Origin of the sequence: Actinomyces israelii (assembly GCF_030253495.1) — a bacterium.
GTDB lineage: Bacteria > Actinomycetota > Actinomycetes > Actinomycetales > Actinomycetaceae > Actinomyces > Actinomyces israelii.
Map to the genome: position 1 here is coordinate 3,811,314 of NZ_CP124548.1, position 23,678 is coordinate 3,834,991.

Sequence of the window (23,678 nt, forward strand, 5' to 3'; positions counted from 1 at the left end):
CCCGCAGCTCCGCCGCCGGTGCAGCCGCGGGATCGTGCCGATCCCGCGGCTGCACCGGCGCCGAACCACAGCGGCGGGCACGGCCCCGCTTCCATCCGGTATAGACCATGATCTATACTGGATGAGTGGCATGGGAGGTAATCCTGTGGGAGGACGTGGAGTCATGGTTGCTGAGTCTCGACGACGTCTCCTACGACCTGGTCGCCGCCGCCATCGATCACCTGGCGGCAGTCGGACCGACCCTTGGACGGCCACTTGTCGACCTGCTCATCGGTTCCCACTATCACAACCTGAAGGAACTTCGTCCCGGATCCTCCGAGCGCAGCGAGATACGCATCCTGTTCGCCTTCGACTCTCGCAGAAGAGCCGTGCTCCTCATCGCCGGGGACAAACGAGGGCGCTGGCAGCAGTGGTACCGGGAAAGCATCCCGCTCGCCGAGCTCCGATTCGATCAATGGCTGAGGGAGAGCAATAATGACGAGAACGAGTAGCTGGGAGGCCGTGCGCCGCCGCCGGCCGCCGCACGAGAGTGCTGTGACCGAGCACCGAGCGCGCTTCGCGGCAGAGCAGACGGCATACCGGCTCCGGGAGATCCGCGAGCAGCAGGGACTGACACAGGCCGAGGTCGCCGAGAGGATGGGCCTGACCCAGCCGACAGTCTCAGCACTCGAGTCGGGCGACCTGAGCCGCTCCGGTCTGGCAACTCTGCACGCCTACATCACCGCGCTCGGCGGAACTGTAGAGGTGACCGCCGCCTTCGGGGACCAGCGTCTCATCATCGCAACCTGACTGCGCCTGCCCGCTCCATCTCGACGGCGCAGACACTTCTCGACGTCGGCGACCGCGCGGGCCTCCTCGAGCAGGATCTCGCGGGATCGTGCCGATCCCACCACGCCCGGAACCGCCGGCACCTGAGAAGCGCGCGGAGGCCGTAGCTTCCCAAGCAGCTCCCGATCAGCGGCGCACCCAGCCCCGGAACCAGTCATCCGGACCGTCGGATCAGACCGTCAGCTCCTCCATGTCCTCCAGCTCCTTGCCCTTGGTCTCGGGGATCCTGAGGAAGACGAAGACGAGGGACAGCAGGGCACACAGGGCGTAGAACCCGTAGGCGAAGGTCAGGCCGATATTGGACAGGACCGGGAAGGTCGTGGAGATGACGAAGTTCGCCACCCACTGGGCGGCCGCCGCCACCGCCAGCGCTCCGGCGCGGATACGGTTGGGGAACATCTCCCCCAGCAGCACCCACACCAGCGGGCCCCAGGTGGTTCCGAAGGCCACTACGAACAGGTTGGCCGACACCAGCGCGATGGGAGCCCAGGGGGCCTCCAGGGTGACCTCACCGTCGCTGACGTTGGCGAAGGAGAAGGCCAGGGCCATGAGCCCCAGGGCGACGGTCATGAAGAACGACCCGGCCAGCAGCATGGGCCGCCGTCCGACCCTGTCCACCAGGAGGATGGCCACAATGGTGACCACGATATTGGTGACCGAGGTGATGACCGTGATGGTCAGGGCGTCGGACTCCTGGAAGCCGACGGTGCGCCACAGGGTGGTGGAGTAGTAGAAGATGACGTTGATGCCCACGAACTGCTGGAAGATCGACAGCAGGATGCCCACCCAGACGATGGGCCTGAGACCGAGGGTGCTGCCGCGCAGGTCGGCCAGGGACTCGCGCTTGGCGGAGTCGATGGTGGAGCGGATCTCCTCGATCTTAAGGTTGACGTTGACGATGCCGGTGAAGTCATAGAGGACCTGGGACGCCTTGTCGTAGTCGCCGCGCGCCACGAGGAAGCGCGGGGACTCGGGCAGTCGGAAGGCGAAGAGGCCATAGACCAGGGCGGGCACGGCCTCGGCAATGAACATCCAGCGCCAGGCCTCCATGCCGAACCAGAGCTCGTTGGCCGCGCTGCCGGCGAGGCCGGCGAACATGGCGTCGGCCAGCAGCGAGGAGAAGATGCCGACGACGATTGCCAGCTGCTGGAGGGAGCCCAGGCGCCCGCGCACGCTGGCCGGGGAGACCTCGGCGATGTAGGCCGGGGCGATGACGGAGGCGGCTCCCACGCCCAGGCCGCCGACGACGCGCCAGACGATGAAGTCGACGACCCCGAAGGCCAGGCCGGAGCCGAGCGCGCTGGCCAGGAACATGACGGCGGCGATGAGCATGACGGGCACGCGGCCCATGCGGTTGGCGACAGGCCCGGCGAACCAGGCGCCGAGGGTACAGCCGATGAGGGCGGAGGAGACGGCGAAGCCCTTGAGCGCGGCGTTGAGCTCGAACGTGCCGGCGAGGGCGTCGACGGCGCCGTTGATGACCGCGGTGTCGAAGCCGAAGAGGAAGCCGCCGAGTGCGGCGGCCACACAGATGCCGATGACTCGGGCGTTGAGGCGGCTGACGGTGGACGAGCCGGTTGAGCCGGATGCCGAGGTGGATTCTGGGCTGGAGTCGGAGGTGGACGGTGGGTTGTCGTTGGAATGGGCAGGATCTGGCATGGTGATGTCCTGACGTCGTCATCGGCCCGTGCCTGTCGTGCACTGCGCCGCGGCAGGCACGGGGTGCGGACCCGTCAAGCGTACGTCGGTGCGCCCGGTCACACACGGTTTTCGGCCCCGCCCCGTCCGGCCTCCTCGCTTACTACGCTCCTTTGTCCCTTACTGTACGAGGAGAAAGAGCGTAGTAAGGGACAAAGGAGCGTAGTAAGCGATCGCAGACCCCGAGGCGCCGCGCTGGGCAGCGCCTGAGGACCGTCACGACCTGACGCCGGCCCTGTTGAGGATCTCCCGAGCCTCGCGGGCCGAGCTCGAGGCCTCCGCGTCAACGCCGGGGACGCCGTCCTTCACCGTGTATGAGAAGCGCGTGCCATCCTCCACGCCATAGATATCGACGTACTCAAGCACCGGCGTGTCGACGACGGCCCGCAGGACGGCAGCCGCGGCGTCCTTCTCGGATCCGGAGACGCTCTGAGGAAGATGAACCGTCAGGGTCACGAGATCACTCTCGGAAGCAGATTCGCTTTCCAAGGTCAGCGAGTAAGGGTCAGAAGCCGTTCCGCGAACGATCATGCGGCTGATCACCTTGCCGAGCAGAACCGCGGAAAGGTCCTCGCCGCTGGCGGTGCCGACCGTCACGCTCCAGCCGGGCAGCCCCACGTGGTCCTTCACGACGTACACTGTGCCGCTGGGAGAGGAGGGGCAGGAGACAACAAGATCATCGGGCAGGTCGTCCCCGTCCCCGCGATCAATCTCGATCTGGGTCTGAGAGCCGCTCACGCTCTGCGCCGATCCGCCGGCAAGACCCGCCGCCAGCCGAACCATCTCCTCCTCCCGCTCGGGATCCTCATTCTTATCGCCCAGATCCGGCAGGTTCAGTGTCACGGCGGTGCCCGAGGCACTCCACACGAGAGTCGGGAAGACCGATGCCCCGCGTCTGGTGTACGCGGTGCGAGCCTGAGCGAGCATGTCCAGGATCTGCTCGAGCTCGGCGTCGTCGACAAGAGTCAGCTGAACATCGGTGCGATAGCCGTTGGCGGAGTCGCCGGTGCGATCCGCCGATGCGTCCTGGACGATCGGGAAGCCCTCGAAGTAGTCCTCAACCTCTCTGCCGTGCGCATTGGCACCGCAGCCGAGCAGGCCCATGACGCCCAGGACCGAGGAGACCGCGAAGGCGCGTCGCGGCAGCGAGACAGGCATGGGAGCAGGGTACCCGCGCGCCTGTCGCCCCGGGATCAGGCTACGCCAGCGCTGACACAAACACTTGCGTCGCAGGCAGCGCCTGCGTACCCTGGTCCCGCAAGGGGCAGTAGCCCTGCGAAGTGGGCCCGGCAGCCCTCCGGACGGTGGGCGAGCCGGGTTCCGCGCCTTCTTAGAGGGTTATAGGAACCTCAACTGGCCTCATCAGGCGAGCCATCCTCTTCCACTCTCCCCCTCTGCACCAGCACCAGGCGATAGCATCGGGCAACAGGGGGTCGGCGTTGTTATGGGGTGGGTTGTTGTGTGAGTTGTTGGAGGGTTTGGTGGGGGTGGGTTGCCCAGTAGCGGCAGGTGGAGGCGATGCTGCTTTTTCGGCGTTGTCGGCTGGGGTGGTCGGGGCTGGTGAGGCGGATGAGGCTGATGGCGGTGTTCCTGAGTGTGGCCATGGCTCGGGCGGTGGTGGTTGTGGGCAGCTGGTGGCGGTCCTCGTCGAAGGTGACGTCGCGGACCCAGTGGAGGCGGTTCTCTATTCCCCAGTGGCCTTGGATCCAGGCTGCTACGTGATCGGGCGGGGCGGCGATCATGTCCAGGGAGCAGATGGCGTAGACGGTCTCGGTGGTGCGTTTGTTGCTTGCGTCCTTGGTCCTGGTGGTGCGGGTGCGCCGGATCTGGAGGACCTGGGCGGCGTTGGGGAAGTCGATCCATTGAGGTGCCTGGAGTGCTTTGATGGTCCTGCGCACGTATCGGCCGTGGGAGCGCTCGGCTGCGGTGGTGGCGGGAGTGTCCTTCCAGGGCAGGGCCTTGAGCTGGGCCAGCAGCCTGGGCTGGTTGGCCTTGACGGTCAGGACCCAGTGGCCCCCGCGGGCCGTGATCGCCTCGGCGGTGGCCCGTTGGGTGTGCATGGCGTCGGCGGTGGTCACCGCGCCGTCCAGGCCCGGCAGGCGGGCCACGAGATCGTCGATCATGTCCCGCAGGGCGGGGATCTCGTTGGTCTTGGGCCCGACTTCCTGCTGGGCCACGACCGCGCCGGTGGCGTGATCCAGAACGGCCAGCAGGTGGGTTGCGGTGGCCCGCATGGTTTTGCCGTCCACCGCCAGCACGCGTCTGCCCGCGACGGTGGCGGCGGTGCGCGACCACATCCACGCTCCCACGGCCGCGTCCAGGGCGGCTCCGTCGACGCTGGACAGGACGCGGCGGATCGTGGTCTCCTCGGGCAGGCGCGCCGAGGCGGGCAGGCCCAGCCTTGTGCGCGCCTCGGCGTCCAGGCCGGCGGCCCACTGCCCGATGGCCAGCAGGCTGCGCGCTCCGGACAGCACGGCCCCCACCGCCACGGCCAGGATCACCTCCAGCCGGTGCCTCATTCCCCGGGCGCACCTGGGATCGGGCACGGTGGACAAGACCTGCATCAGGCTCGGCTGGCGCCCAGCAATGTTGATAGGGGAAGATGGCATAGCGGCGCGGCTCCTGACGACGAAAGGGTGCGTAGGACACACCCATCGTCACCCCAGGAACCGCGCCGCACCCCCACCAACACACCCACGACTACGCCGACCCCCTGCATCGGGCAACCATAGCAATGGTTCTTCGCGAGCGTGCAGGTGATCGAAAGTACCATCCCAGCCATGACTGAGTTCTTGACTTAGAACTTGCTTGTCCGGCTTCAGAACCGAATCATCCTGATCCAGGACGAGTTGCTGACAGCCTGAGCGTCGATGCCGTCTCGCTAGCACCTTAAGAATTTTTGGTCGAGCCACCCTAGGGGGACTGTCAAGGTGATATATTTCGATACCGATATTCATCTGCTGAATATCCGACACAACCGCTCGTCTTACAGAGGGACGCTCATTGGTGAAATGCAGGGACCGTTGATTCGACCGCAAATGCGTGCGTAAAATCGTTCTTATTTTATGCACGTCAGACGGTCTAACCAATACTGCGACAATCGTGTAACCACGAACCTCCGACTCGTCTATAAAAACCCGGTACGGGCGAGCGGACTCCCAGCCGGCGACACCATTTAGAATCTTTGTGCCCATAACTCAGCACCAGTCAACGCCAACCACCGTCTCTACAGCATGCAGGAGACGCAGCCCTCGACCTCGGTGCCGGTCAGGGCCGCCTGGCGCAGGCGGATGTAGTAGAGGGTCTTGATGCCTTTACGCCAGGCGTAGATCTGGGCCCGGTTGACGTCGCGCGTGGTCGCGGTGTCCGGGAAGAACAGGGTGAGGCTCAGGCCCTGGTCCACGTGCTGGGTGGCCGCGGCGTAGGTGTCGATGATCTTCTCCGGGCCGATCTCGTAGGCGTCCTGGTAGTACTCCAGGTTGTCGTCCGCCATGTAGGGAGCCGGGTAGTAGACGCGCCCGATCTTGCCCTCCTTGCGGATCTCGATCTTGGCCACAATGGGGTGGATCGACGACGTCGAGTGGTTGATGTAGGAGATCGAGCCTGTCGGCGGCACCGCCTGCAGGTTGCGGTTGTAGATGCCGTCGCGCCGGATCTTCTCGGCCAGCTCCGCCCAGTCCGCGCGCGTGGGCACGTGCGCGCTGGAGGCCTCGAAGATCTCCCGGACGCGGTCGGTGACGGGAACGAAGTCCCGGGTCGTGTACTTCTCGAAGAACTCGCCGGTGGCGTACGCGGACTCCTCGAAGCCGACGAAGGCCTCACCGCGCTCGACGGCAAGGTCGTGAGAGGCGCTCAGGGCCGCGAAGAGCACGCAGGCGAAGTAGACGTTGGTGAAGTCCAGGCCCTCCTCGCTGCCGTAGAAGATCCTCTCGCGCGCCAGGAAGCCGTGAAGGTTCATCTGCCCGAGCCCGATGGCGTGGGACTCGCGGTTGCCTCGGTCGATGGAGGGCACGCTCGGCAGGCGCGTCTGCTCCGAGACGGCGGTCAGCCCCCGCACCGCGGTCGCGACCGTCCTGGCGAAGTCCGGAGAGTCCATGGTCCTGGCGATATTGAGGCTGCCCAGGTTGCAGGAGATGTCCTTGCCGACGTGCGCGTAGGACAGGTCCTCATTCAGCACGCTCGGCTCGGAGACCTGCAGGATCTCCGAGCACAGGTTGGACATGACCACCTTGCCCTTGACCGGGTTGGCGCGGTTGACCGTGTCCTCGAACACGACGTACGGGTAGCCCGACTCGAACTGGATCTCGGCCAGGGTCTGGAAGAACCTGCGCGCGTTGATCCTGGTCTTCTTAATGCGCGCGTCGTCGACCATCTCACGGTACTTCTCGGTGACATCGAGGTCCGCGAACGGCACCCCGTGGACGCGCTCGACGTCGTAGGGGCTGAACAGGTACATGTCCTCGTCATTCCGGGCCAGCTCGAAGGTGATATCGGGAATGACGACGCCGAGCGACAGGGTCTTGATGCGGATCTTCTCATCCGCGTTCTCGCGCTTGGTGTCCAGGAACCGCATAATGTCGGGGTGGTGGGCGTGCAGGTACACGGCCCCCGCGCCCTGGCGCGCCCCCAACTGGTTGGCGTAGGAGAAGGAGTCCTCCAGCAGCTTCATCACCGGGATGACGCCGCTGGACTGGTTTTCAATGCGCTTGATGGGCGCGCCCATCTCACGCAGGTTGCTCAGCAGCAGGGCCACTCCCCCGCCCCGCTTGGACAGCTGCAGGGCGGAGTTGATGCCCCGGGCGATCGACTCCATATTGTCCTCGATGCGCACGAGGAAGCAGGAGACGGGCTCGCCGCGCTGGGCCTTGCCCTCGTTGAGGAACGTGGGCGTGGCCGGCTGGAAGCGGCCGGTCATCATCTCCTCGATGAGGTCCAGGGCCAGCTGCTCGTCGCCGTCGGCCAGCGCCAGGGCCACCATGGTGACCCGGTCCTCGAAGCGCTCCAGGTAGCGCTTTCCGTCGAAGGTCTTGAGCGTGTACGAGGTGTAGTACTTGAAGGCGCCCAGGAAGGTCTCGAAGCGGAACCTGTGCGCGTAGGCGGCCTTGAAGGCGGCCTTGACGAACTCCGGGGAGTAGCGCTCCAGGACGCCCCCCTCGTAGTAGCCCTCCTCGACCAGGTAGTCGAGCTTCTCCTCGATGTCGTGGAAGAAGACCGTGTTCTGGTTGACGTGCTGGAGGAAGTACTGGCGCGCGGCCTGGCGGTCCGCGTCGAACTGGATCCTCCCGCTGGCGTCGTACAGGTTCAGCCTGGCGTTGAGAGCGTGGTAGTCGAGCTCCGGGGAGGGGGCGGGCTCCAGCCCGGTGTCCGTCAGCGTGTCTGCCAAAAGTCTTCCAATCCTTGTCTGACGCGTGCGACGTCGGTGGGCGTCCCCAGAAGCTCGTAGCGGTACAGGAACGGCACCCCGAGCTTGCTCGCGATAATGTCGCCGGCGAGGCAGTACGCCTCACCGAAGTTGGTGTTCCCCGAGGCGATCACGCCCCGGCACAGGGAACGGTTGCGCGGGTCGTTGAGGAACGCGATGACCTGCTTGGGCACGGCCCCCCTGACGGACCCCCCGCCGTAGGTCGGCACGAACAGGACGTACTCCTCACCGACCGTGAGCGGCTCATCCCGACGGCGCAGCGGAATACGCGCACTGCGATAACCGAGCCTGCCCACGAAGCGGTGAGTGTTCTCCGAGGCGGAGGAGAAGTACACCAGGAGCGGGCCGCCCCCGGGACTCGAGGCGGGCACGCCCCTCAGACCGCGAGGGCCTCGACGGCGACGGCCAGGGCCTTGATCTTGTCCGGACGGAAACCGGACCAGTGGTCCTCTCCGGCCACGACCACAGGGGCCTGGGCGTAGCCGAGGGCCCTGACCTGCTCCAGGGCCTCGACATCGAGCGCGACGTCCACCGTCCGGTAGACCAGACCCGCCTTGTCCAGGGCGCGGTAGGTAGCGCCGCACTGCACGCAGTTGGGCTTGGAGTAGACGGTGATCGCCATATCGGTCACTTCCTCGGGTTCCGGTGGCGAGCCGGACGTATCACCCCGCAGGGGGATCGCGCCGGTGTAACCACACATCTGTCATTCGCGGAAGGCCATGGCGGCCCCGCGAGACAAGACACTACCCCTAGGGGTCCACCGGGTCCACCACCCCAACATGCTGTGTCTGGCGCCGACCTGTGCACAATGACCTCCTCGCCTGTGGATAGCTCCGGGACCGCTTGTGGAGGGACCGTGGATAGTCGCCCCGCGCGCCTCGGGGCGCCGTCCCGGGGCTCCCGCTCCGATCCACAGAACCATGGTCCTGCGGGGGTGTGACACGAAAGAGGGCCCCTTAACCACAGCACCGCCGTCCCGCTCGGAGCACACCGGCCCCCACCCTGGGGACAAGTCCGGCAAATCTCGGTTGCGTCACACCTGCCTTCCGCGTGTCGCCACCGCCGTCAGCCCACCAACCAGCAGCCGCCAGCCCACCAGCCCTCAGCCCGCCAACCGCAAGGCGCCAGTCACCGCCGCACAGGCTCCGCCGCTCGCCCTCCCCGCAGCCCCCCCACCGCGCATAGGCTTACCGCCACGGTCCCCGCGCCGGCCACCGCAGGGCGGCCGCACCACGAGCCTGAGAGAGCCTGAGAAGAAAGGACCGCCCATGGACGCCGGGATACGCCGTCAGGAGATCCTCGACCGCCTCGCGGCCACGCGCAGGCCCCTGGCCGCCACCCGCCTGGGCGCGCAGCTGGGCGTCTCGCGCCAGGTCATCGTCGGCGACGTCGCCCTCCTGCGCGCCGAGGGCCACCCCATCCGCGCCACCAACCGCGGCTACGTGCTGGCCCGTCCCGCCACCCGGCCGCACCGCTCCATCTTCGTCCAGCACACCCGCGAGGACATCGCCATCGAGCTGAGCGCCATCATCAAGGTCGGGGGGAGCGTTCTGGACGTCTCGGTGGAGCACCGCCTCTACGGGCAGATCACCGTCGACCTGCTCATCCGCAGCCCCGAGGACCTCGCCCACTTCCTGGCGCGCCTGCCCCGGTCCACGGCCCTGTCCGAGTTGACCAACGGCTGGCACACCCACACCATCGAGGCCGACGACGAGGCCGCCCTCGATGCGGTCGAGGCCCGGATGGGGGAACTCGGCTTCCTGCGGTAGCGCCCCGCCCGTTTCCCGCAGCGCACTCCCCCACGCCCCAGGCCACCCCTGCCTCCGTGACACGCATCCCACCCATGTGTCATGACACTGACGGCATCCGAGAGATAGGCTGCCAGGTGTCTTGACACCCATGGGCCTCGCGCCCCCTTCGACTCCAAGGCAGCCCCGTGACCACCAACCGCACACCCACCACCAGCGCCGCAAGCACCGCCACCACCTCCGCAGCCTCCCTGCTGCGCCACCTCCTGCCCGCACTGCGCGCCCTGGCCCACCGCGTCCTCATCGACGCCATGACCGGCATGGCCCACGGCCTGTTCGCCTCCCTCATCCTGGGAACGATCCTGGGCCAGCTCGGCAGGCTCCTGCCCGGCGCCGCCGGCACCTGGCTCACTCTCCTGGGGGCGATCGCCACCTCCCTGACCGGGGCGGGCATCGGCGTCGGTGTGGCCCACCGCCTCAAGGCGCCAACCTTCGTCGTCGTGGGCGCCATGGTGGCCGGGCAGGTGGGCGCCCGCGCCGCGGCCCTGCTGTCGGGCACCGCCCTGCAGTCCGACGGCGGAGCACCGGCCCTGGTCCTCAACGGCCCCGGCGAGCCACTGGGCGCCTTCATCGCCGCCTGGGCAGCAGTGGAGGCCGGGCGCCTGGTGGCGGGCCGCACCAGCCTGGACATCCTCGTCACCCCCACCCTGTCCGTATGCGCCGGCGGCAGCGCGGGCCTGCTGGTGGGCCCGCCGATCTCGCGCCTCATGATCAGCCTGGGCCAGCTGGTCAACTGGGGTACCGAGCGCCAGCCCCTGCTCATGGGCATTATCGTCTCTGCCCTCATGGGCATCATCCTGACCCTGCCGATCTCCTCGGCGGCCCTGGGCATCATCCTGGACCTCTCGGGCCTGGCGGCCGGGGCGGCCACCATCGGCTGCACCACGCAGATGGTGGGCTTCGCCGTGGCCAGCTATCGGGAGAACCGCTTCGCCGGGCTCATCGCCCAGGGTTTGGGCACCTCCATGCTTCAGGTGCCCAATATCGTGCGCCACCCCCTCATCTGGGTGCCGCCCACCCTGGCCTCGGCGATCTTGGGCCCCATCACCACCATGGTGCTGGGCATGCAGTCCAATGCCATCGGCTCGGGCATGGGTTCGGCGGGGCTCGTGGGCCAGATCATGACCTTCCAGACAATGTCGGCCTCCACCTCCACCGGGCGGCTCATCGCCCTCATAGTCGTCTTCCAGATCCTCATCCCCGCGCTGCTGACCCTGGGGATCAGCGAGCTCATGCGGGCCCGCGGCTGGATCAAACCGGGGGACATGGCCCTGGCCGCCGGCTGAGGGCCGCCGCAGCCGCCCCCACCCGGCCACGCCGCGCCAACCGCCTCAACCACTCTCAGCCCTCCCCCAGCCGAACCTCAGCCACCTCCAGCCACCCCGCTCTCCGGTATCCCACCCCTGCCAGGGTCGGTAATTTGTCTGGGTCCCATGGCCGGAATTAAACAAAACGACATTCTGGGGCGGCTGCTGCGAGATTGCTGGCTGGTATTTACGGGGATCGCGCATGAGGATCGCCTCGTGCAGATCGACATGACGAACGAGGAGCGAGGCGTCCTCATCAGGCGGAAGAAGCATTCGGACACCTACAAGCTGGTGAGAATGAAAACGGAGGCGATTGCGTACGCTGCCCGCGGCGTCGGCCTGGATATTATCGCAGAGATGGTCGAGCGGGCCGAGAAGACAGTGCGCAAGTGGCTGTCACAGTGGCGGAGGCGCAGACTGGGCTCCGTGGTAACCGGTCACGCCGTGGGCAGGAACGCGGCAAAGCTCAGGAGGGCGCAGAAGGAGGAGCGGGAGGAGATTTTTAACAAGCCGCCCTCGGAGGCGGGCGCCTGGGCCGAGCTCTGGGACGTTCCGGCTCCTTGAGGATGTCGCGTCTGATCAGATTCGGCGTCGAGTACAGGTCGGAGTCCTCATACTGGCTGCTCATGCGCTTGTCGGGCATGAGCCTCTGCTCCCCGACCCGTTCGTGGGGCGCCGCGACGAGAAGGCCATCACCAGGCGGATGGCCGAGATCCGGGACCAGGTCGCCGGTCTGCTCCAGGACGGCTGGGAGCCCTGTACCGACGACGAGGTCCGCGTGGAGCACGAGGCCGAGACGAGGCGCATGTGGCTTCCCAAGGGGAAGAGAACAAAGCTGTACGTGGACCGCAAGAAAGTGAGTCGGTCGTTCTTCGGGGCGCTGAGCCTGACGACCAAGAAAATGAGGATCCACCCCATCGAGGGAAACCAGAACGCCGAGCGGACCCGCCCTCACGATGGGTCGCCTGGCGCGCGAGACCGATGAGGGAAAGAAGATCGCGGCGGTCCTGGACAACGCCAGGTTCCACCACGCCAAGGCCTTGAACGATCTTTATGCCCCCGGTCAGGCTTTGGAGCGCATCACACCCATCTACATGCCCCCCCCCTACGCCCCGACCCTGGGTCTCACAGAACACATACGGGATGCCGCCAAAGCCAACATCGCCAACCCCCCGCGCTCGCCCCGGAGAACACCTTCGCGGCCTTCACCGCCTACATCACCAACCGCACCTTCGACTACGACTTCGAGCACCTCCCAGTCACGCCACCACACACCGATCTTGTTTAAGTCCAGCCATATTTGAAGGCGCCCAGGAAGGTCCCGAAGCGGAACCTGTGCGCGTAGGCGGCCTTGAAGGCGGCCTTGACGAACTCCGGGGAGTAGCGCTCCAGGACGCCCCCCTCGTAGTAGCCCTCCTCGACCATGAGAGCGTGGTAGTCGAACTCCGGGGAGGGGGCGGGCTCCAGCCCGGTGTCCGTCAGCGTGTCTGCCAAAAGTCTTCCAATCCTTGTCTGACGCGTGCGACGTCGGTGGGCGTCCCCAGAAGCTCGTAGCGGTACAGGAACGGCACCCCGAGCTTGCTCGCGATAATGTCGCCGGCGAGGCAGTACGCCTCACCGAAGTTGGTGTTCCCCGAGGCGATCACGCCCCGGCACAGGGAACGGTTGCGCGGGTCGTTGAGGAACGCGATGACCTGCTTGGGCACGGCCCCCCTGACGGACCCCCCGCCGTAGGTCGGCACGAACAGGACGTACTCCTCACCGACCGTGAGCGGCTCATCCCGACGGCGCAGCGGAATACGCGCACTGCGATAACCGAGCCTGCCCACGAAGCGGTGAGTGTTCTCCGAGGCGGAGGAGAAGTACACCAGGAGCGGGCCGCCCCCGGGACTCGAGGCGGGCACGCCCCTCAGACCGCGAGGGCCTCGACGGCGACGGCCAGGGCCTTGATCTTGTCCGGACGGAAACCGGACCAGTGGTCCTCTCCGGCCACGACCACAGGGGCCTGGGCGTAGCCGAGGGCCCTGACCTGCTCCAGGGCCTCGACATCGAGCGCGACGTCCACCGTCCGGTAGACCAGACCCGCCTTGTCCAGAGCGCGGTAGGTAGCGCCGCACTGCACGCAGTTGGGCTTGGAGTAGACGGTGATCGCCATATCGGTCACTTCCTGGCTCTGGTGAGGAGGGGTCGTTGGACAGCACTCGGGCGTCGCCTGCGGTACCCTCACCGGGAGGTTCCACCGCCGTAACAACGCTCGTGTAGTTCTCGGGCGGGCATGCCCGCCTCGCTGGGCAAGACACTACCCCTAGTGGTGGAAACGCGCCAGCACCACTACATGATGTGTCGCGGGTGGTGCTGTGCACAACCGCTCCTTTCCTGTGGAGAGCCGCCGCCGGCCTGTGGACGCCGGGGGCGCGCACCGCTCGCAGCCCCTGGCGCCGCGACCCGACGGACGGCCCCCGATCTGCGGAACCATGCTCCCCCAGGGGTGCGACACGAATTCCGCCCCTTACCCACAGGTCTCCACGACCGCTCCGGCCGGCTCCGTCCCCACCCTGGGGACAACTCCGCGGAGCCCGTCTCCGCAAGCGGGTTGCGTCGGGCGTGTCGCGTCTTCCGGCACGCCGTCGCCGGGCCCCTCCCGCCCTGCGGAGGCCCGCCGCCGCACTGCGATTCCGCCGCTCCAGGCCGACCCCGGGCCCGCCCCGGGCCGGAAGGAGGCCGCCCCATTTTCAGAAACTCATAAACTTTTACCGGCTACTCACAGGCTATTCACAGATCTAGGCGTTCGACTGGAAGCCTCCGGTCGGGGCAGTGTGCTCACCGGCCTGTCTTGCCCTGACGAACCACCAAGAAGGAAGGAATCCGGCAATGACCCTCGCTGCATTCGCCTCCATCTGCATCGACATGGTGGCTCTGGCCGTCCTGGTAGGAGCCCTCTACATACCCCGCCACGGGCGCCGAGACCTCGTGGCCGCCTATATCGGCGTCAACGTGGGCGTCCTGGCGGTCACCCTCCTGCTGTCCAACGCGCAGGGCCTGGGCGCAGGGCTGGGGCTGGGGCTCTTCGGCGTCCTGTCGATCATCCGTCTGCGCTCCACCGCCCTGGCCCAGGGCGAGGTCGCCTACTTCTTCGCGGCCCTGGCCCTCGGTCTGATCGGAGGCATGGCGACCAGCCTTGGACTGACCTCCATTCTCATGGCACTGGTTCTCGCCGCTCTGTTCGTGGGCGACAACCCCAGGCTTATGCGCCGCAACCGCAACCAGGTGGTCACGCTCGACCGCGCCATCAGCGACGAGGACGAGCTCGCCGGCCGGCTCGGAGAGCTCCTCAACGCCAAGGTGCTCAATCTCGACGTCCAGCGCCTCGACCTGGTCAACGACACCACCGTCGTCGACGTCCGCTACCAGCTGTACCGCCCCCTGCCTCAGGCCGAGGTGCAGCAGCACGACCAGGTGCGGGCCTCGTCGTCGCCGGAGGGCCTGACGACGGCGCCGCCCCCGGAGGGCCTGGCCGCGAGGCCGGAGGGCCTGGCGCCCCTCTCCCACGAGGGTCTGGCCACGACGGCGTCGTCGGGGGGTCGGACCGCCCACTCCCGCGACGGCCTGACGACGGCGCCCCGGGAGAGCCGCGCATCCTTCTCCCGCGAGGGCCCGGCCACGCGGACCCAGGAGCTTGCGGCAGCGTCGCCGCCCAGGCGCTCGGAGCGGCGGACCCAGTGGAGACAGCCGGAGCAGCCCGACCAGCAGGGCCCGCCCGCGGCGCAGCAGAGCCCGCCCGCATCGCGGACGCGGACCTCGCGGACGTCGCCGCCGTCCTATCCCAGGTCCTACTAGATCCTACTGACCCGGCACCGGCCTCATCGTCCATCGCACCGGAAGGAGGCAATATGCCACGCACCGAGCACCTCAGCACCATCACCCTCGACGAGCTCAACGCCGAGGCGAGCCTGCTGACCCGCATGGACCGCAAGTACCTGGTCCCGCCCACCGATGCCCAGAACGTCATCGATCTCCTCGCGCCCAAGGCCCAGGTCCTGCAGATCGACGGGATCCGCAGCTTCCAGTACGCCTCGACGTACTTCGACACCCCCTCGCTGGACGCCTTCTTCCTGGCGGCCCACAAGCGTCGCCGCCGCTACAAGGTCCGCACCCGCACCTACCTGGACTCCGGCCTGTGCTTCCTGGAGGTCAAGACCAGCGGCTTGCGCGAGGCCACGGTCAAGGACCGTCTGACCTACAGTCCCGACGACGCCGACCGCCTCACCGACGAGGCCCGGGACTTCGTCGTCGAGCGCCTGGTGGAGTCCGACACCTGCCCGCCCGACGAGGCCCGCCAGGTCGCAGACGCCCTGGTGCCGGTCATGGACACCACCTATGAGCGCACCACGCTGCACCTGCCCGATGACAGCGCCCGCGCCACCATCGACGCCGCCCTGACCTGGGGCGCGCTCGGGCCCGACGGCGCCCGGACGGATCACCGGCTGGCCATCAACGGGCTGACGGTCATGGAGACGAAGAACCCCTCCACGGCCGCCCCCACCGACAGGCTGCTGTGGGCCCAGGGCCACCGGCCGACCCGACTGTCGAAGTACGCCACCGGCATGGCGGTGCTCCACGAGAGGCTGCCCACCAACAGGTGGCACCGCACAATCGCCCGGGACCTCGACAGGTACCAGCGCGAGGCTCCGGCGCGTCAGGGCCGCTGAGGCGCGGCCACCGGCCCGGCTGGGTCCCTCCCGGCGCGGCCACCGGCCCGGCCCGTCCCGGGACGCATGGCACCACGACCGCCCGCACCATGCGTCTACCGCCTCGCGCGAGGAAAGACCGCCGTCGTGACCGGACCGCGCAGGGCGCGCCTCCCCCGGCACCCGGGCGACGCGTTACGGTGGGTCGAGCCACGCACGAACGCACTATGACCGGAGAGCCGAGTATGGACGCCGCCGACCGCCGCAACGCGATCCTCAGGAGACTGGAGGGCACCACCACGCCGCTGCCCGCGGCCAGACTGGGGGAGGACCTCGGCGTGTCCCGCCAGATCATTGTCGGCGACGTCGCCCTGCTGCGCGCCTCGGGCCACTCGATCCACGCCACCAACCGCGGATACCTCCTGGCGCGCCCCGCGACCCGGCCCCGGCGCTCGCTGATGGTGCAGCACACCCGCGAGCAGATCCCCGCCGAGCTCTCCGCGATCCTCGACGCCGGTGGCACCATCATCGACATCTCCATCGAGCACCGCCTCTACGGCCAGATCACCGCCGACCTGCTCATCCGGAACCGCCGCGACCTCAAGGCCTTCCTCGCCCGCCTGACCACCTCCTCCTCCCTCGCCGAGCTGACCAATGGCTGGCACACCCACACGATCGAGGCCGACTCCGAGAAGCGCCTCGACGCGATCGCCCGGCGGCTCGACGCGCTGGGGCTCCTGCGCCCGGAGGACGCCGGCTGAGACGCCCTCCGGAGCAGCCCCGCCGCCGAGAGGTGACGTGCGTGGGAGCCCGGGCGGCTGCCCGCGGAGCCCGGGGACCGGCGCGCCACCGGCGCACTCCGGTCCCCGTTCAGTGGCGGCCGCACCCGGAGGCCGAGGACCGTCGTCGAAGAACATACAGATCTCCTGCACGCCTCACAGGCTTCTCATGAGTTCGATGGGTTGACTCGTGGTCGGCCCGGTCGGGGACTTGCTCCGCGACCGGACTCCGCACCCGGACTCAAGGACCTTTAGGAGCCTCGCCATGACCGTCGCCTCGCTCGCCGCCATCTGCGCCGACCTGGTCGCCCTGAGCGCCCTCGTCGGCGCCCTCTACGCCCGCCGGCACAGCCGCAAGGACCTCATGGCCGCCTACATCGGCGTCAACGTGGGCGTGCTGGCGGTGACGCTCCTCCTGGCGACCTCCGACGTGGGGGCCGGCCTGGGCCTGGGGCTCTTCGGCGTCCTGTCGATCATCCGCCTGCGCTCCACCGAGCTCGCCCAGCACGAGGTCGCCTACTTCTTCGCGGCGCTCGCCCTGGGCCTGCTCGGCGGCATCGGCGCCTCCCTGGTGACGACGGCGGTGCTCATGGCGCTCGTCGTCGCCTCCCTGTGGATCGGCGACCACCCCGCCCTGCTGAGCCGCAGCCGCCACCAGGTGGTCATGGTCGACCGCGCCATCGCCGACGAGCCCGCCCTGACCGACCACCTCGCCCACCTGCTCAACGCCCGGATCCACTCCATCGACGTCCAGCGACTCGACCTTGTCAACGACACCACCCTCGTCGACGTCCGCTACCGGGTCCGCCCTCCCGGGGATCAGGACGACGCGCCTCGGGGGAACGCGCCCGCCCTCGCCGGCCGAGCACACTCCCTCGCGGGCCTGACGCCCACTCTCGCGGACCTGGAGCGCCCGGAGCCCGCTCCCGCCACCGTGCCGACGGCGGCCTCCCCCGCGGACGCCTGGAACCCGGCCGAGCAGGTGCCGCCGGCCTACCACCCGCAGGGCCGACCGCAGAGCACGGCGGCCACCCGTGTCACGGCCGACGCGACGGCCCGCTGACGACGAGCCGGACCCGGACAAGACTCGGACAAGGAGCCCGCCATGGCCGTCACCGCACCAACCGACCCCCTCAGCACGGGGCGCCTCACCCCCACGACCCTGGAGGAGCTCAATGCCGCCGCCGGCCTGCTCGCCCGCATCGACCGCAAGTACCTCATCACCGCCGACGCCGCGCAGGACGTCATCGATGCCCTGGCGGACCGGGCCCTCGTCCTCGACATCGACGGCTGCCGCTGCTTCTCCTACGCCTCGACCTACTTCGACACCCCCGGGCTCGCCTCCTACCTCCAGGCCGCCCGCAAGCGCCGTCGTCGTTTCAAGATCCGCACCCGCTCCTACCTCGACTCCGACCTGACCTTCCTGGAGGTCAAGACCCGAGGCCCGCGGGAGGCCACCATCAAGCAGCGCCTGGCCTACCGGACCGCCGACGCCGACCGCCTGACGGACGAGGGGGCCGCCTTCGTCGTCGAGTGCCTGGCGCCGCTGGCCGGGTCCGCGCGGGAGGCGCGCCGCATCGCGGACCGCCTGGTGCCGGTCATGGCGACGACCTACCGCCGCACCACGCTGCACCTGCCCGACGACGGCGCTCGCGCCACCATCGACACCGACCTGGCGTGGGCCGCGCTCGCGCCCCGCCCGGGTGCGCCGCGCGAGGCCGGGCCGTTCGCCGTCGTCGAGACGAAGACCCCGGCCCGGCACTGCCCCGCGGACCGCTGGCTGTGGGCCAGGGGCCACCGGCCGGCACGGATCTCGAAGTACGCCACCGGCATGGCGGCGCTCCATCCGGGGCTGCCTGCCAACAAGTGGCACCGGCTCCTCACCCGCGAGCTGGCCGGCGCCGCCTGAGCCGGCGCCGCGCGGCCGGGCGCGGGGCCCGCCGTGCCCGCCCGGCGCGGGGCCCGCCCGGCTCCGGGCCCGCGCACCCACGACCACAACCGACCCCGCCCGGCGGCAGCCGGGCACCAGCCGCCGGACCACCGGCACCAGGAGACACCCATGCTGAACCCCCTGAAGCACCTCACCGGCCGCCTCGCCGCACGCCAGTCGGCATCGATGGCGGCCGCGGCCCCGCGCAGCCCCGGGGCGCGCCGCGCCGGCGGCGCGATCGCCGTCCTGGCCTCGGCGGCGCTCGTCGCGTCCTGCGGGACGACGACGGCGACCAGCGGCGGGTCGTCGGGCTCCGGCACGACCATCAGCAGCGCCGTCAGGCAGGCCTCCATCGGGGCGTCCGCGGCCGACATCCTGGCTGCGAACGCCGACACCTCCGAGGCCGCCGCAGCCGCCACGAGCGCCGACAGCGCCGGCGCCTACGACTCCTCCGCCGCCACGACGATCACGGCCTCGGGCAGCTCGGTTAAGGTCTCGGGGACCGGCACCGGCAATGTCACCACCGACGGCGCAGACGGCGCGACCGCCACCATCACCGGCTCCGGCACCTACGTCGTGAGCGGCACCCTCGACGACGGCCAGATCGTCGTCGATGCCGACGACGCCGACGTCCGCCTCGTCCTGGCGGGCGCCTCGATCACCAACGCCGACGGACCCGCGATCGACATCCAGGACGCCGGCAGCGCCGTCATGGTCCTGGCGGAGGGCACGACGAACACGCTGGCCGACGGCCCCGCCTACGCCGACACCGGCGAGGACGCCGCCACCGCCGCCCTGTACTCCTCGGACACGCTCACCATCACGGGCACAGGCTCCCTGGACGTGACCGGCTCGTACAAGGACGGCATCTCATCGAAGAACGGGCTCGTCATCACGGGCGGCCCGACGATCACGGTCAACGCCGTCGACGACGGCGTGCGCGGCAAGGACTACCTGCTCGTCAGCTCGGGGAGGCTGACGGTGACCGCGGGCGACGACGGCCTGAAGTCCTCCGAGGACGACGACGAGACCAAGGGATTCGTCGCGCTCGGGGCCGCCGCGGTGACCGTCGTCTCCGGGGACGACGGCGTATCCGCGACCACCGACGTCACGGTGGACGGCACGACGCTGTCGATCACCGCGGGCGGCGGTCAGGCCAGTGCCACCGTCTCGGACCAGGGGCCGGGGCAGGGAGGGCCGGAGCGGGGGGCGCCCGGCCAGGACCAGTCTGCCGGCTCCGCCGAGGAGGACTCCACACCCTCCCCCAAGGGCATCAACGCCGGGGTGGCCTACGCCCAGGACTCGGGAAGCGTCACCATCGACGCCGCCGACGAGGGCCTGCAGGGCGCGTTCGTCAATGTGAACGGCGGAAGCCTCGACATCGCCTCGGGCGACGACGGCGTCAACGCCTCCAACGGCGACTCCACCATCGAGGGCTATGAGAGCGCCGACTCCGAGTCCGACGACGGCTCGGCGCTCACGATCTCGGGCGGCCAGGTGCAGATCGACTACGCGAGCTCGGACGGCATCGACTCCAACGGCTCGGCCCACGTCACCGGCGGCGAGGTCGTCGTGGGCGGCGCGGCGGGGGCGATGGACGGGTCGGTGGACGCCAACGGGGAGACGACGCTGGTGGGCGTGTCCGCCTCGCTGGCGGTGGCCGAGGGCGACACGATCACCGTCACGAGCGCGGACGGCACGAGCTGGACGCTGACCAGCAGGGTCTCCGCCGACGCGGTGACGGTGCTGGGGCTGAGCGAGGGCGTCGAGTACACAGTGTCGACGACGTCGGGCGGCTCGACGACCGCGACCGCCTCGGCCCTGAGCGCGGGCATGGGCGGCGGCCCGGGAGGCCCCGGCGGACCGGGCGACCAGGGTGGTCCCGAGGGCGGACAGGCTCCGGGTCAGGGAGGCCCCGGCCCCAAAGGCTGACCCCCCTTTTTCGTCGAGATCGGTTCAGTTCCGCGCCGAGATCGGTCCTCGGACCGATCTCGGCGCGGAACTGAACCGATCTCGCGGAAGAAAGAGGCCGAGAGTCCGGACGGCCGGGCGCGTCTCAGCCGGGGACGCGGATCCAGGCGGTCGCGTCGGCGGGCAGGACCCGCGCGGGCCGGCGGCCCGGCCCGCCGCCGCCGTCGTCGGGCCCGACCACGGCGAGCGGGGCGGAGGCCAGCAGCACCTCGCCGGCCGGCAGCCCGACGTCGGCGCCGAAGGCCGTCCAGCACTGCACGCCGCCGCGGGAGAAAGCCAGCACGTGCTCGTCGCGGCGCACCCACTCCAGCGGCGCTGCACCCGCCGGACTCCAGGCCTCGCGGCGCAGCCGCAGGCCCGCACGGTACAGGTGCAGCATCGAGCCCGGGTCGGCTTCCTCGACCTCGACGGCGCGCTCACCCCAGCCCGCCGGCTGGGGCAGGTGCGGCCGGGCGCCGCCGTCGGGACCGAATCCGAAGGAGCCGCCGGACGCCGTCCACGGCAGCGGCACGCGGCAGCCGTCGCGCCCCTTCTCCTGGCCGCGCATGCGGTGGGCGATCGGGTCCTGGAGGCGGTCCTCGGGGATGTCGGGGACCTCGGGCAGGCCGAGCTCGTCGCCCTGGTAGAGGTACACGGCCCCGGGCAGGGCCATGACGATCATGGCGGCGGCGCGCGCCCGCCGCTCGCCGCGGGCGGGGTCGCAGGCGGGGGCCGCGCCCTCAATACCGTCGGCGCTGATCCACCGGCGGGCCATCCGCTGGGCGGCGCCGGCGGGGTAGTCGGGGTCGGGCCCGCCGGGGGCGACGTCGTCGGCGAGGTCGAAGCCGTAGCGGGTGGCCACCCGCGGGGTGTCGTGGCAGCCGAGGACCCATGTGGTCGAGCCGCAGACGGCCTCGTCGGCCAGGCCCGCGTCGATGGCCCAGCCGACGGAGCGCGCGTTCCAGTCGGCGTCCTGCATCTGGAAGTTGAAGGCCTGGCCGAGGCTCGCGGCGTAGGCGGGACGCCGGGAGGCGGTGACGCCGGCCTCGGCCACGGCGAAGCGCGGCGGGTCGTAGGAGTCGAGCAGGGCGCGCCACCGGCGGTGGATGTCGTGGACCTCGTCGCGGTCGAACAGGGGGTGGGAGCCGTCGTCGGGCAGCGGCCACCAGGGGATCTCTGCCATGGGGCGGTAGGGCTCGGACATGTCCTTGGCCATGCCGGGGGCCATGTCGATGCGGAAGCCGTCCACGCCGCGGTCGCACCAGAAGCGCAGGGTGGCCAGGAAGTCCTCGCGCACGGCGGGGCTGTCCCAGTTGAGGTCGGGCTGCTCGGGGGCGAAGATGTGGAGGTACCACTGGTAGGGGCGGGGCGTGCCGGGGCCGGTCAGGGGGCCGTCGGGGCCGATGTCGTCGATGCGCTCCCAGGCGGAGCCGCCGAACATGGAGCGCCAGTCGTTGGGCGGCTCGGCGCCGTGGGGACCGGCGCCGGGGCGGATGTGGTAGAGGGCGCGCTCGGGGGCGTCGGGGCCGCCGGCCAGGGCGGCGCGGAACCATGCGTGGCGGTTGGAGGAGTGGTTGGGGACGATGTCCACCATGACGCGGATGCCGGCGGCGTGCAGGGCGGTGACCATGTGGTCGAAGTCGGCGAGCGTGCCGATCTCGGGGGCGACGTCGCGGTAGTCGTCGACGTCGTAGCCGCCGTCGGCCAGGGCGGAGGGGTAGAAGGGCGAGAGCCAGACGGCGTCCACGCCCAGGGCCGCGAGGTAGGGGACGCGGCTCGTGACGCCGGCGAGGTCGCCGACGCCGTTGCCGTCGGAGTCCGCGAAGGAGCGCGGGTAGATCTGGTAGACGACGGCGTCCCTCCACCACTGCCGGGCAGGAGCGGAGGCGGCCTGAGTAGCCGGCTCGGCCGACGACGGCGCGGGGGCAGGGCGGGCGAAGGGCCCGCCGGCGGGCTGGGCGGCCGAGGAGGACGCCCCGGCCGACGGCGACGCGGGGGCGGAGGGCACGATCTGCGCTGCCGGTGCTGCCGGTACTGCCGGTGCTGCCGGCGCGCTGGGCTGCTGGTCTGCGGTCACGGGCGCATCCTGCCAGGCCGCCCCGTCGTGCGCCCGCGCACCGTCGTGGCGCCGCCGCCCGGTCCGGGTGCGGCTACCTCAGCCACGGCCGAAGCGGCGCTGTGCGGCTTGGCGGGACACGCCCAGGGCGGCACCTATCACCGTCCAGGAGTCACCAGCGTCTTTTGCCGCCGCGACGGCGTCGTGGAGCTCCCGCTCCGCCTCGGCCAGCCTCTTCCGGGCCGCGATAATCCTGCGGAACCCTGCGGCATCGCGAGCGGGAGCGCGAGCAGGGTCGAGCGAACTCAGTCCGGCACTATCATCGGCGCGTGTTCTTATGCTCATATTTCTCACCTCAGATACTCGTAGAACCTCGGGCGCAGGAGGTCGGCGTGGATAATGTATATCGGCACGCCGGCGGGAACGGCAACAAGTTCTAAGAACGTGGAATCTCGTGCCGGTCCGATCACCAGCAACCGCTCCTCGCCGTCATACTCGTACTCGACCAGCCTGAGCGCATTCTCCCAGGCATGAACGATATCGCGAACCTCCACGCCGTGCTTCAGAGCAGAAGCCGCAACTTCCATGAGCAGACTTTAGTCTTACGGGTTTCCGGATGTCAACACGACGTTGACGTCCGGAAGTGGACTGCCGGGCCCGTCCGCTGTTCGCAGGCAGTCCGACGCCAGGCGGGAAGCCGGCTGGACCGTGCCGGCCCGCCCCCGCTGTCGGACACCGCGAGCACAACCGCCACCGCTCGTCCAGGCCCGGCAGGACGCTCCTCTCCTCACGCAGGCCGCCCAACAACAACACACTGCCGAACCGCGCACAGACCAACACCTGCGCAGGCAAGCGGACTGGAACGAATCGTCATCAGGTATCATTAAGACGAGTCGTTTCGGTCATGGGATCAGCACGATCCCGGTAGCACTGGGTGTCGTGCTCCCGCATGGCGCGCGTGTCCCCGCCTCCAGCGGCGCTCTCGCCCGGCACTCCTTCGACCGGGCCGCCTTCGCGCCCGGCCGCGACGCGATCGCTATCCCGGGCGTCGAGCCGCTGCTCCGTCGTCCGGGCCGCAGCCCGGTCAGCCTGGATCCGCCCCGCCGAAGCGCGGAGCCGCGGCGTCCGGGCGCCACGGGAAAAAGCACCGCATCATCCGGGCCGTTCAGAAATGAAGACGGGCGTCAGCCTCGGTTTCGCGCCGTAGATGGC

Annotated in this window: 23 protein-coding genes and 1 pseudogene; 13 read left to right on the forward strand and 11 right to left on the reverse strand. The window is 69.5% G+C overall.

The annotated features are described in order from the left end of the window. The first annotated feature begins 125 nt into the window (after window positions 1–125). On the forward strand, window positions 126–491 hold the full coding sequence (locus AIF0345_RS15835; RefSeq protein ID WP_285296679.1) for a type II toxin-antitoxin system RelE/ParE family toxin: 366 nt from the start codon (window positions 126–128) through the stop codon (window positions 489–491). Next, a complete protein-coding gene (locus AIF0345_RS15840) occupies window positions 475–789 on the forward strand; it encodes a helix-turn-helix domain-containing protein (protein WP_285296680.1) in 315 nt (104 codons plus the stop codon). The genes AIF0345_RS15835 and AIF0345_RS15840 overlap by 17 nt, the downstream gene beginning before the upstream one ends. A gap of 210 nt (window positions 790–999) precedes the next feature. Here the strand turns inward: AIF0345_RS15840 and AIF0345_RS15845 are convergent, their stop codons facing one another. From AIF0345_RS15845 to nrdH (AIF0345_RS15870), 6 genes are all read right to left on the reverse strand, one after another. After that, window positions 1,000–2,487: a sugar porter family MFS transporter gene (locus tag AIF0345_RS15845; RefSeq protein WP_084682631.1), complete on the reverse strand. Its 1,488-nt coding sequence runs from the start codon at window positions 2,485–2,487 to the stop codon at window positions 1,000–1,002. Window positions 2,488–2,742: 255 nt separating this feature from the next. Further along, complete coding sequence (locus AIF0345_RS15850) at window positions 2,743–3,630, reverse strand: hypothetical protein (protein ID WP_285296681.1); 888 nt, start codon at window positions 3,628–3,630, stop codon at window positions 2,743–2,745. 338 nt (window positions 3,631–3,968) lie between these two features. Continuing rightward, window positions 3,969–5,135, reverse strand: a complete 1,167-nt coding sequence (locus AIF0345_RS15855; protein WP_285296682.1) for an ISAs1 family transposase — start codon at window positions 5,133–5,135, stop codon at window positions 3,969–3,971. A gap of 617 nt (window positions 5,136–5,752) precedes the next feature. Further along, a complete protein-coding gene (gene nrdE / locus AIF0345_RS15860) occupies window positions 5,753–7,909 on the reverse strand; it encodes a class 1b ribonucleoside-diphosphate reductase subunit alpha (RefSeq protein WP_285296683.1) in 2,157 nt (718 codons plus the stop codon). After that, on the reverse strand, window positions 7,894–8,319 hold the full coding sequence (gene nrdI, locus AIF0345_RS15865; RefSeq protein WP_043563913.1) for a class Ib ribonucleoside-diphosphate reductase assembly flavoprotein NrdI: 426 nt from the start codon (window positions 8,317–8,319) through the stop codon (window positions 7,894–7,896). The genes nrdE and nrdI (AIF0345_RS15865) overlap by 16 nt, the downstream gene beginning before the upstream one ends. Before the next feature lie 5 nt (window positions 8,320–8,324). Continuing rightward, entirely contained in the window at window positions 8,325–8,570 is a 246-nt protein-coding gene (gene nrdH, locus AIF0345_RS15870; protein ID WP_285296684.1) for a glutaredoxin-like protein NrdH, read from the reverse strand. A gap of 646 nt (window positions 8,571–9,216) precedes the next feature. Here nrdH (AIF0345_RS15870) and AIF0345_RS15875 point away from each other — a divergent pair. The 5 genes from AIF0345_RS15875 to AIF0345_RS16775 all read left to right on the forward strand — a co-directional run bounded on the left by AIF0345_RS15875 (window position 9,217) and on the right by AIF0345_RS16775 (window position 12,367). After that, window positions 9,217–9,717: a transcription repressor NadR gene (locus tag AIF0345_RS15875; protein WP_008732358.1), complete on the forward strand. Its 501-nt coding sequence runs from the start codon at window positions 9,217–9,219 to the stop codon at window positions 9,715–9,717. Window positions 9,718–9,884: 167 nt separating this feature from the next. Next, window positions 9,885–11,042 (forward strand): PTS transporter subunit IIC, encoded by a 1,158-nt coding sequence (locus AIF0345_RS15880; protein WP_043564433.1) that lies wholly within the window; start codon window positions 9,885–9,887, stop codon window positions 11,040–11,042. 237 nt (window positions 11,043–11,279) lie between these two features. Beyond that, window positions 11,280–11,627, forward strand: a complete 348-nt coding sequence (locus tag AIF0345_RS15885; protein WP_285296685.1) for a helix-turn-helix domain-containing protein — start codon at window positions 11,280–11,282, stop codon at window positions 11,625–11,627. A 103-nt stretch (window positions 11,628–11,730) separates the two neighbouring features. Next, entirely contained in the window at window positions 11,731–12,048 is a 318-nt protein-coding gene (locus AIF0345_RS15890; RefSeq protein WP_229118618.1) for a hypothetical protein, read from the forward strand. Then, window positions 12,020–12,367 (forward strand): transposase, encoded by a 348-nt coding sequence (locus tag AIF0345_RS16775; RefSeq protein ID WP_353962054.1) that lies wholly within the window; start codon window positions 12,020–12,022, stop codon window positions 12,365–12,367. Before AIF0345_RS15890 ends, AIF0345_RS16775 begins: the two co-directional genes overlap by 29 nt. On the opposite strand, the pseudogene AIF0345_RS15895 reads toward AIF0345_RS16775, so the two are convergent. The 3 genes and pseudogenes from AIF0345_RS15895 to nrdH (AIF0345_RS15905) form a co-directional block, all read right to left on the reverse strand. Continuing rightward, a pseudogene (locus tag AIF0345_RS15895) lies at window positions 12,360–12,557 on the reverse strand (hypothetical protein); the annotation flags it as partial. The gene AIF0345_RS16775 and the pseudogene AIF0345_RS15895 overlap by 8 nt on opposite strands. Then, window positions 12,542–12,967, reverse strand: coding sequence for a class Ib ribonucleoside-diphosphate reductase assembly flavoprotein NrdI (nrdI, locus tag AIF0345_RS15900; RefSeq protein ID WP_043563913.1), 426 nt, complete (start codon window positions 12,965–12,967; stop codon window positions 12,542–12,544). The gene nrdI (AIF0345_RS15900) and the pseudogene AIF0345_RS15895, both read right to left, overlap by 16 nt. Before the next feature lie 5 nt (window positions 12,968–12,972). Further along, window positions 12,973–13,218, reverse strand: a complete 246-nt coding sequence (gene nrdH / locus AIF0345_RS15905) for a glutaredoxin-like protein NrdH (protein WP_285296684.1) — start codon at window positions 13,216–13,218, stop codon at window positions 12,973–12,975. A gap of 716 nt (window positions 13,219–13,934) precedes the next feature. Here nrdH (AIF0345_RS15905) and AIF0345_RS15910 point away from each other — a divergent pair. From AIF0345_RS15910 to AIF0345_RS15935, 6 genes are all read left to right on the forward strand, one after another. Then, window positions 13,935–14,900, forward strand: coding sequence for a DUF4956 domain-containing protein (locus AIF0345_RS15910; RefSeq protein WP_285296687.1), 966 nt, complete (start codon window positions 13,935–13,937; stop codon window positions 14,898–14,900). 53 nt (window positions 14,901–14,953) lie between these two features. Then, window positions 14,954–15,772: a polyphosphate polymerase domain-containing protein gene (locus tag AIF0345_RS15915; protein ID WP_285296688.1), complete on the forward strand. Its 819-nt coding sequence runs from the start codon at window positions 14,954–14,956 to the stop codon at window positions 15,770–15,772. Between the two features lie 206 nt (window positions 15,773–15,978). After that, window positions 15,979–16,512: a transcription repressor NadR gene (locus AIF0345_RS15920; protein ID WP_285296689.1), complete on the forward strand. Its 534-nt coding sequence runs from the start codon at window positions 15,979–15,981 to the stop codon at window positions 16,510–16,512. A 283-nt stretch (window positions 16,513–16,795) separates the two neighbouring features. After that, entirely contained in the window at window positions 16,796–17,593 is a 798-nt protein-coding gene (locus tag AIF0345_RS15925; RefSeq protein ID WP_285296690.1) for a DUF4956 domain-containing protein, read from the forward strand. Window positions 17,594–17,635: 42 nt separating this feature from the next. Continuing rightward, window positions 17,636–18,439, forward strand: coding sequence for a polyphosphate polymerase domain-containing protein (locus AIF0345_RS15930; RefSeq protein WP_285296691.1), 804 nt, complete (start codon window positions 17,636–17,638; stop codon window positions 18,437–18,439). Window positions 18,440–18,589: 150 nt separating this feature from the next. Then, on the forward strand, window positions 18,590–20,392 hold the full coding sequence (locus AIF0345_RS15935; protein WP_404975953.1) for a carbohydrate-binding domain-containing protein: 1,803 nt from the start codon (window positions 18,590–18,592) through the stop codon (window positions 20,390–20,392). 124 nt (window positions 20,393–20,516) lie between these two features. On the opposite strand, the gene AIF0345_RS15940 is transcribed toward AIF0345_RS15935, so the two are convergent. Together AIF0345_RS15940 and AIF0345_RS15945 are read right to left on the reverse strand one after the other, a co-directional pair. Beyond that, window positions 20,517–22,487: a glycoside hydrolase family 13 protein gene (locus AIF0345_RS15940; protein ID WP_285296692.1), complete on the reverse strand. Its 1,971-nt coding sequence runs from the start codon at window positions 22,485–22,487 to the stop codon at window positions 20,517–20,519. Between the two features lie 329 nt (window positions 22,488–22,816). After that, window positions 22,817–23,053: a hypothetical protein gene (locus AIF0345_RS15945; protein WP_285296693.1), complete on the reverse strand. Its 237-nt coding sequence runs from the start codon at window positions 23,051–23,053 to the stop codon at window positions 22,817–22,819. Window positions 23,054–23,678: the final 625 nt, after the last annotated feature.

Bases quoted from the DNA above. Each gene is read 5' to 3' on its own strand.
- AIF0345_RS16775 (WP_353962054.1), top strand. From the start codon at position 12,020: ATGGGTCGCCTGGCGCGCGAGACCGATGAGGGAAAGAAGATCGCGGCG.
- AIF0345_RS15840 (WP_285296680.1), top strand. From the start codon at position 475: ATGACGAGAACGAGTAGCTGGGAGGCCGTGCGCCGCCGCCGGCCGCCG.
- AIF0345_RS15915 (WP_285296688.1), top strand. From the start codon at position 14,954: ATGCCACGCACCGAGCACCTCAGCACCATCACCCTCGACGAGCTCAAC.
- AIF0345_RS15930 (WP_285296691.1), top strand. From the start codon at position 17,636: ATGGCCGTCACCGCACCAACCGACCCCCTCAGCACGGGGCGCCTCACC.
- AIF0345_RS15850 (WP_285296681.1), bottom strand. From the start codon at position 3,630: ATGGGCCTGCTCGGCTGCGGTGCCAATGCGCACGGCAGAGAGGTTGAG.
- AIF0345_RS15935 (WP_404975953.1), top strand. From the start codon at position 18,590: ATGCTGAACCCCCTGAAGCACCTCACCGGCCGCCTCGCCGCACGCCAG.
- nrdH (WP_285296684.1), bottom strand. From the start codon at position 13,218: ATGGCGATCACCGTCTACTCCAAGCCCAACTGCGTGCAGTGCGGCGCT.
- nrdH (WP_285296684.1), bottom strand. From the start codon at position 8,570: ATGGCGATCACCGTCTACTCCAAGCCCAACTGCGTGCAGTGCGGCGCT.
- AIF0345_RS15875 (WP_008732358.1), top strand. From the start codon at position 9,217: ATGGACGCCGGGATACGCCGTCAGGAGATCCTCGACCGCCTCGCGGCC.
- AIF0345_RS15910 (WP_285296687.1), top strand. From the start codon at position 13,935: ATGACCCTCGCTGCATTCGCCTCCATCTGCATCGACATGGTGGCTCTG.
- AIF0345_RS15925 (WP_285296690.1), top strand. From the start codon at position 16,796: ATGACCGTCGCCTCGCTCGCCGCCATCTGCGCCGACCTGGTCGCCCTG.
- AIF0345_RS15845 (WP_084682631.1), bottom strand. From the start codon at position 2,487: ATGCCAGATCCTGCCCATTCCAACGACAACCCACCGTCCACCTCCGAC.
- AIF0345_RS15945 (WP_285296693.1), bottom strand. From the start codon at position 23,053: ATGGAAGTTGCGGCTTCTGCTCTGAAGCACGGCGTGGAGGTTCGCGAT.
- AIF0345_RS15920 (WP_285296689.1), top strand. From the start codon at position 15,979: ATGACCGGAGAGCCGAGTATGGACGCCGCCGACCGCCGCAACGCGATC.
- AIF0345_RS15855 (WP_285296682.1), bottom strand. From the start codon at position 5,135: ATGCCATCTTCCCCTATCAACATTGCTGGGCGCCAGCCGAGCCTGATG.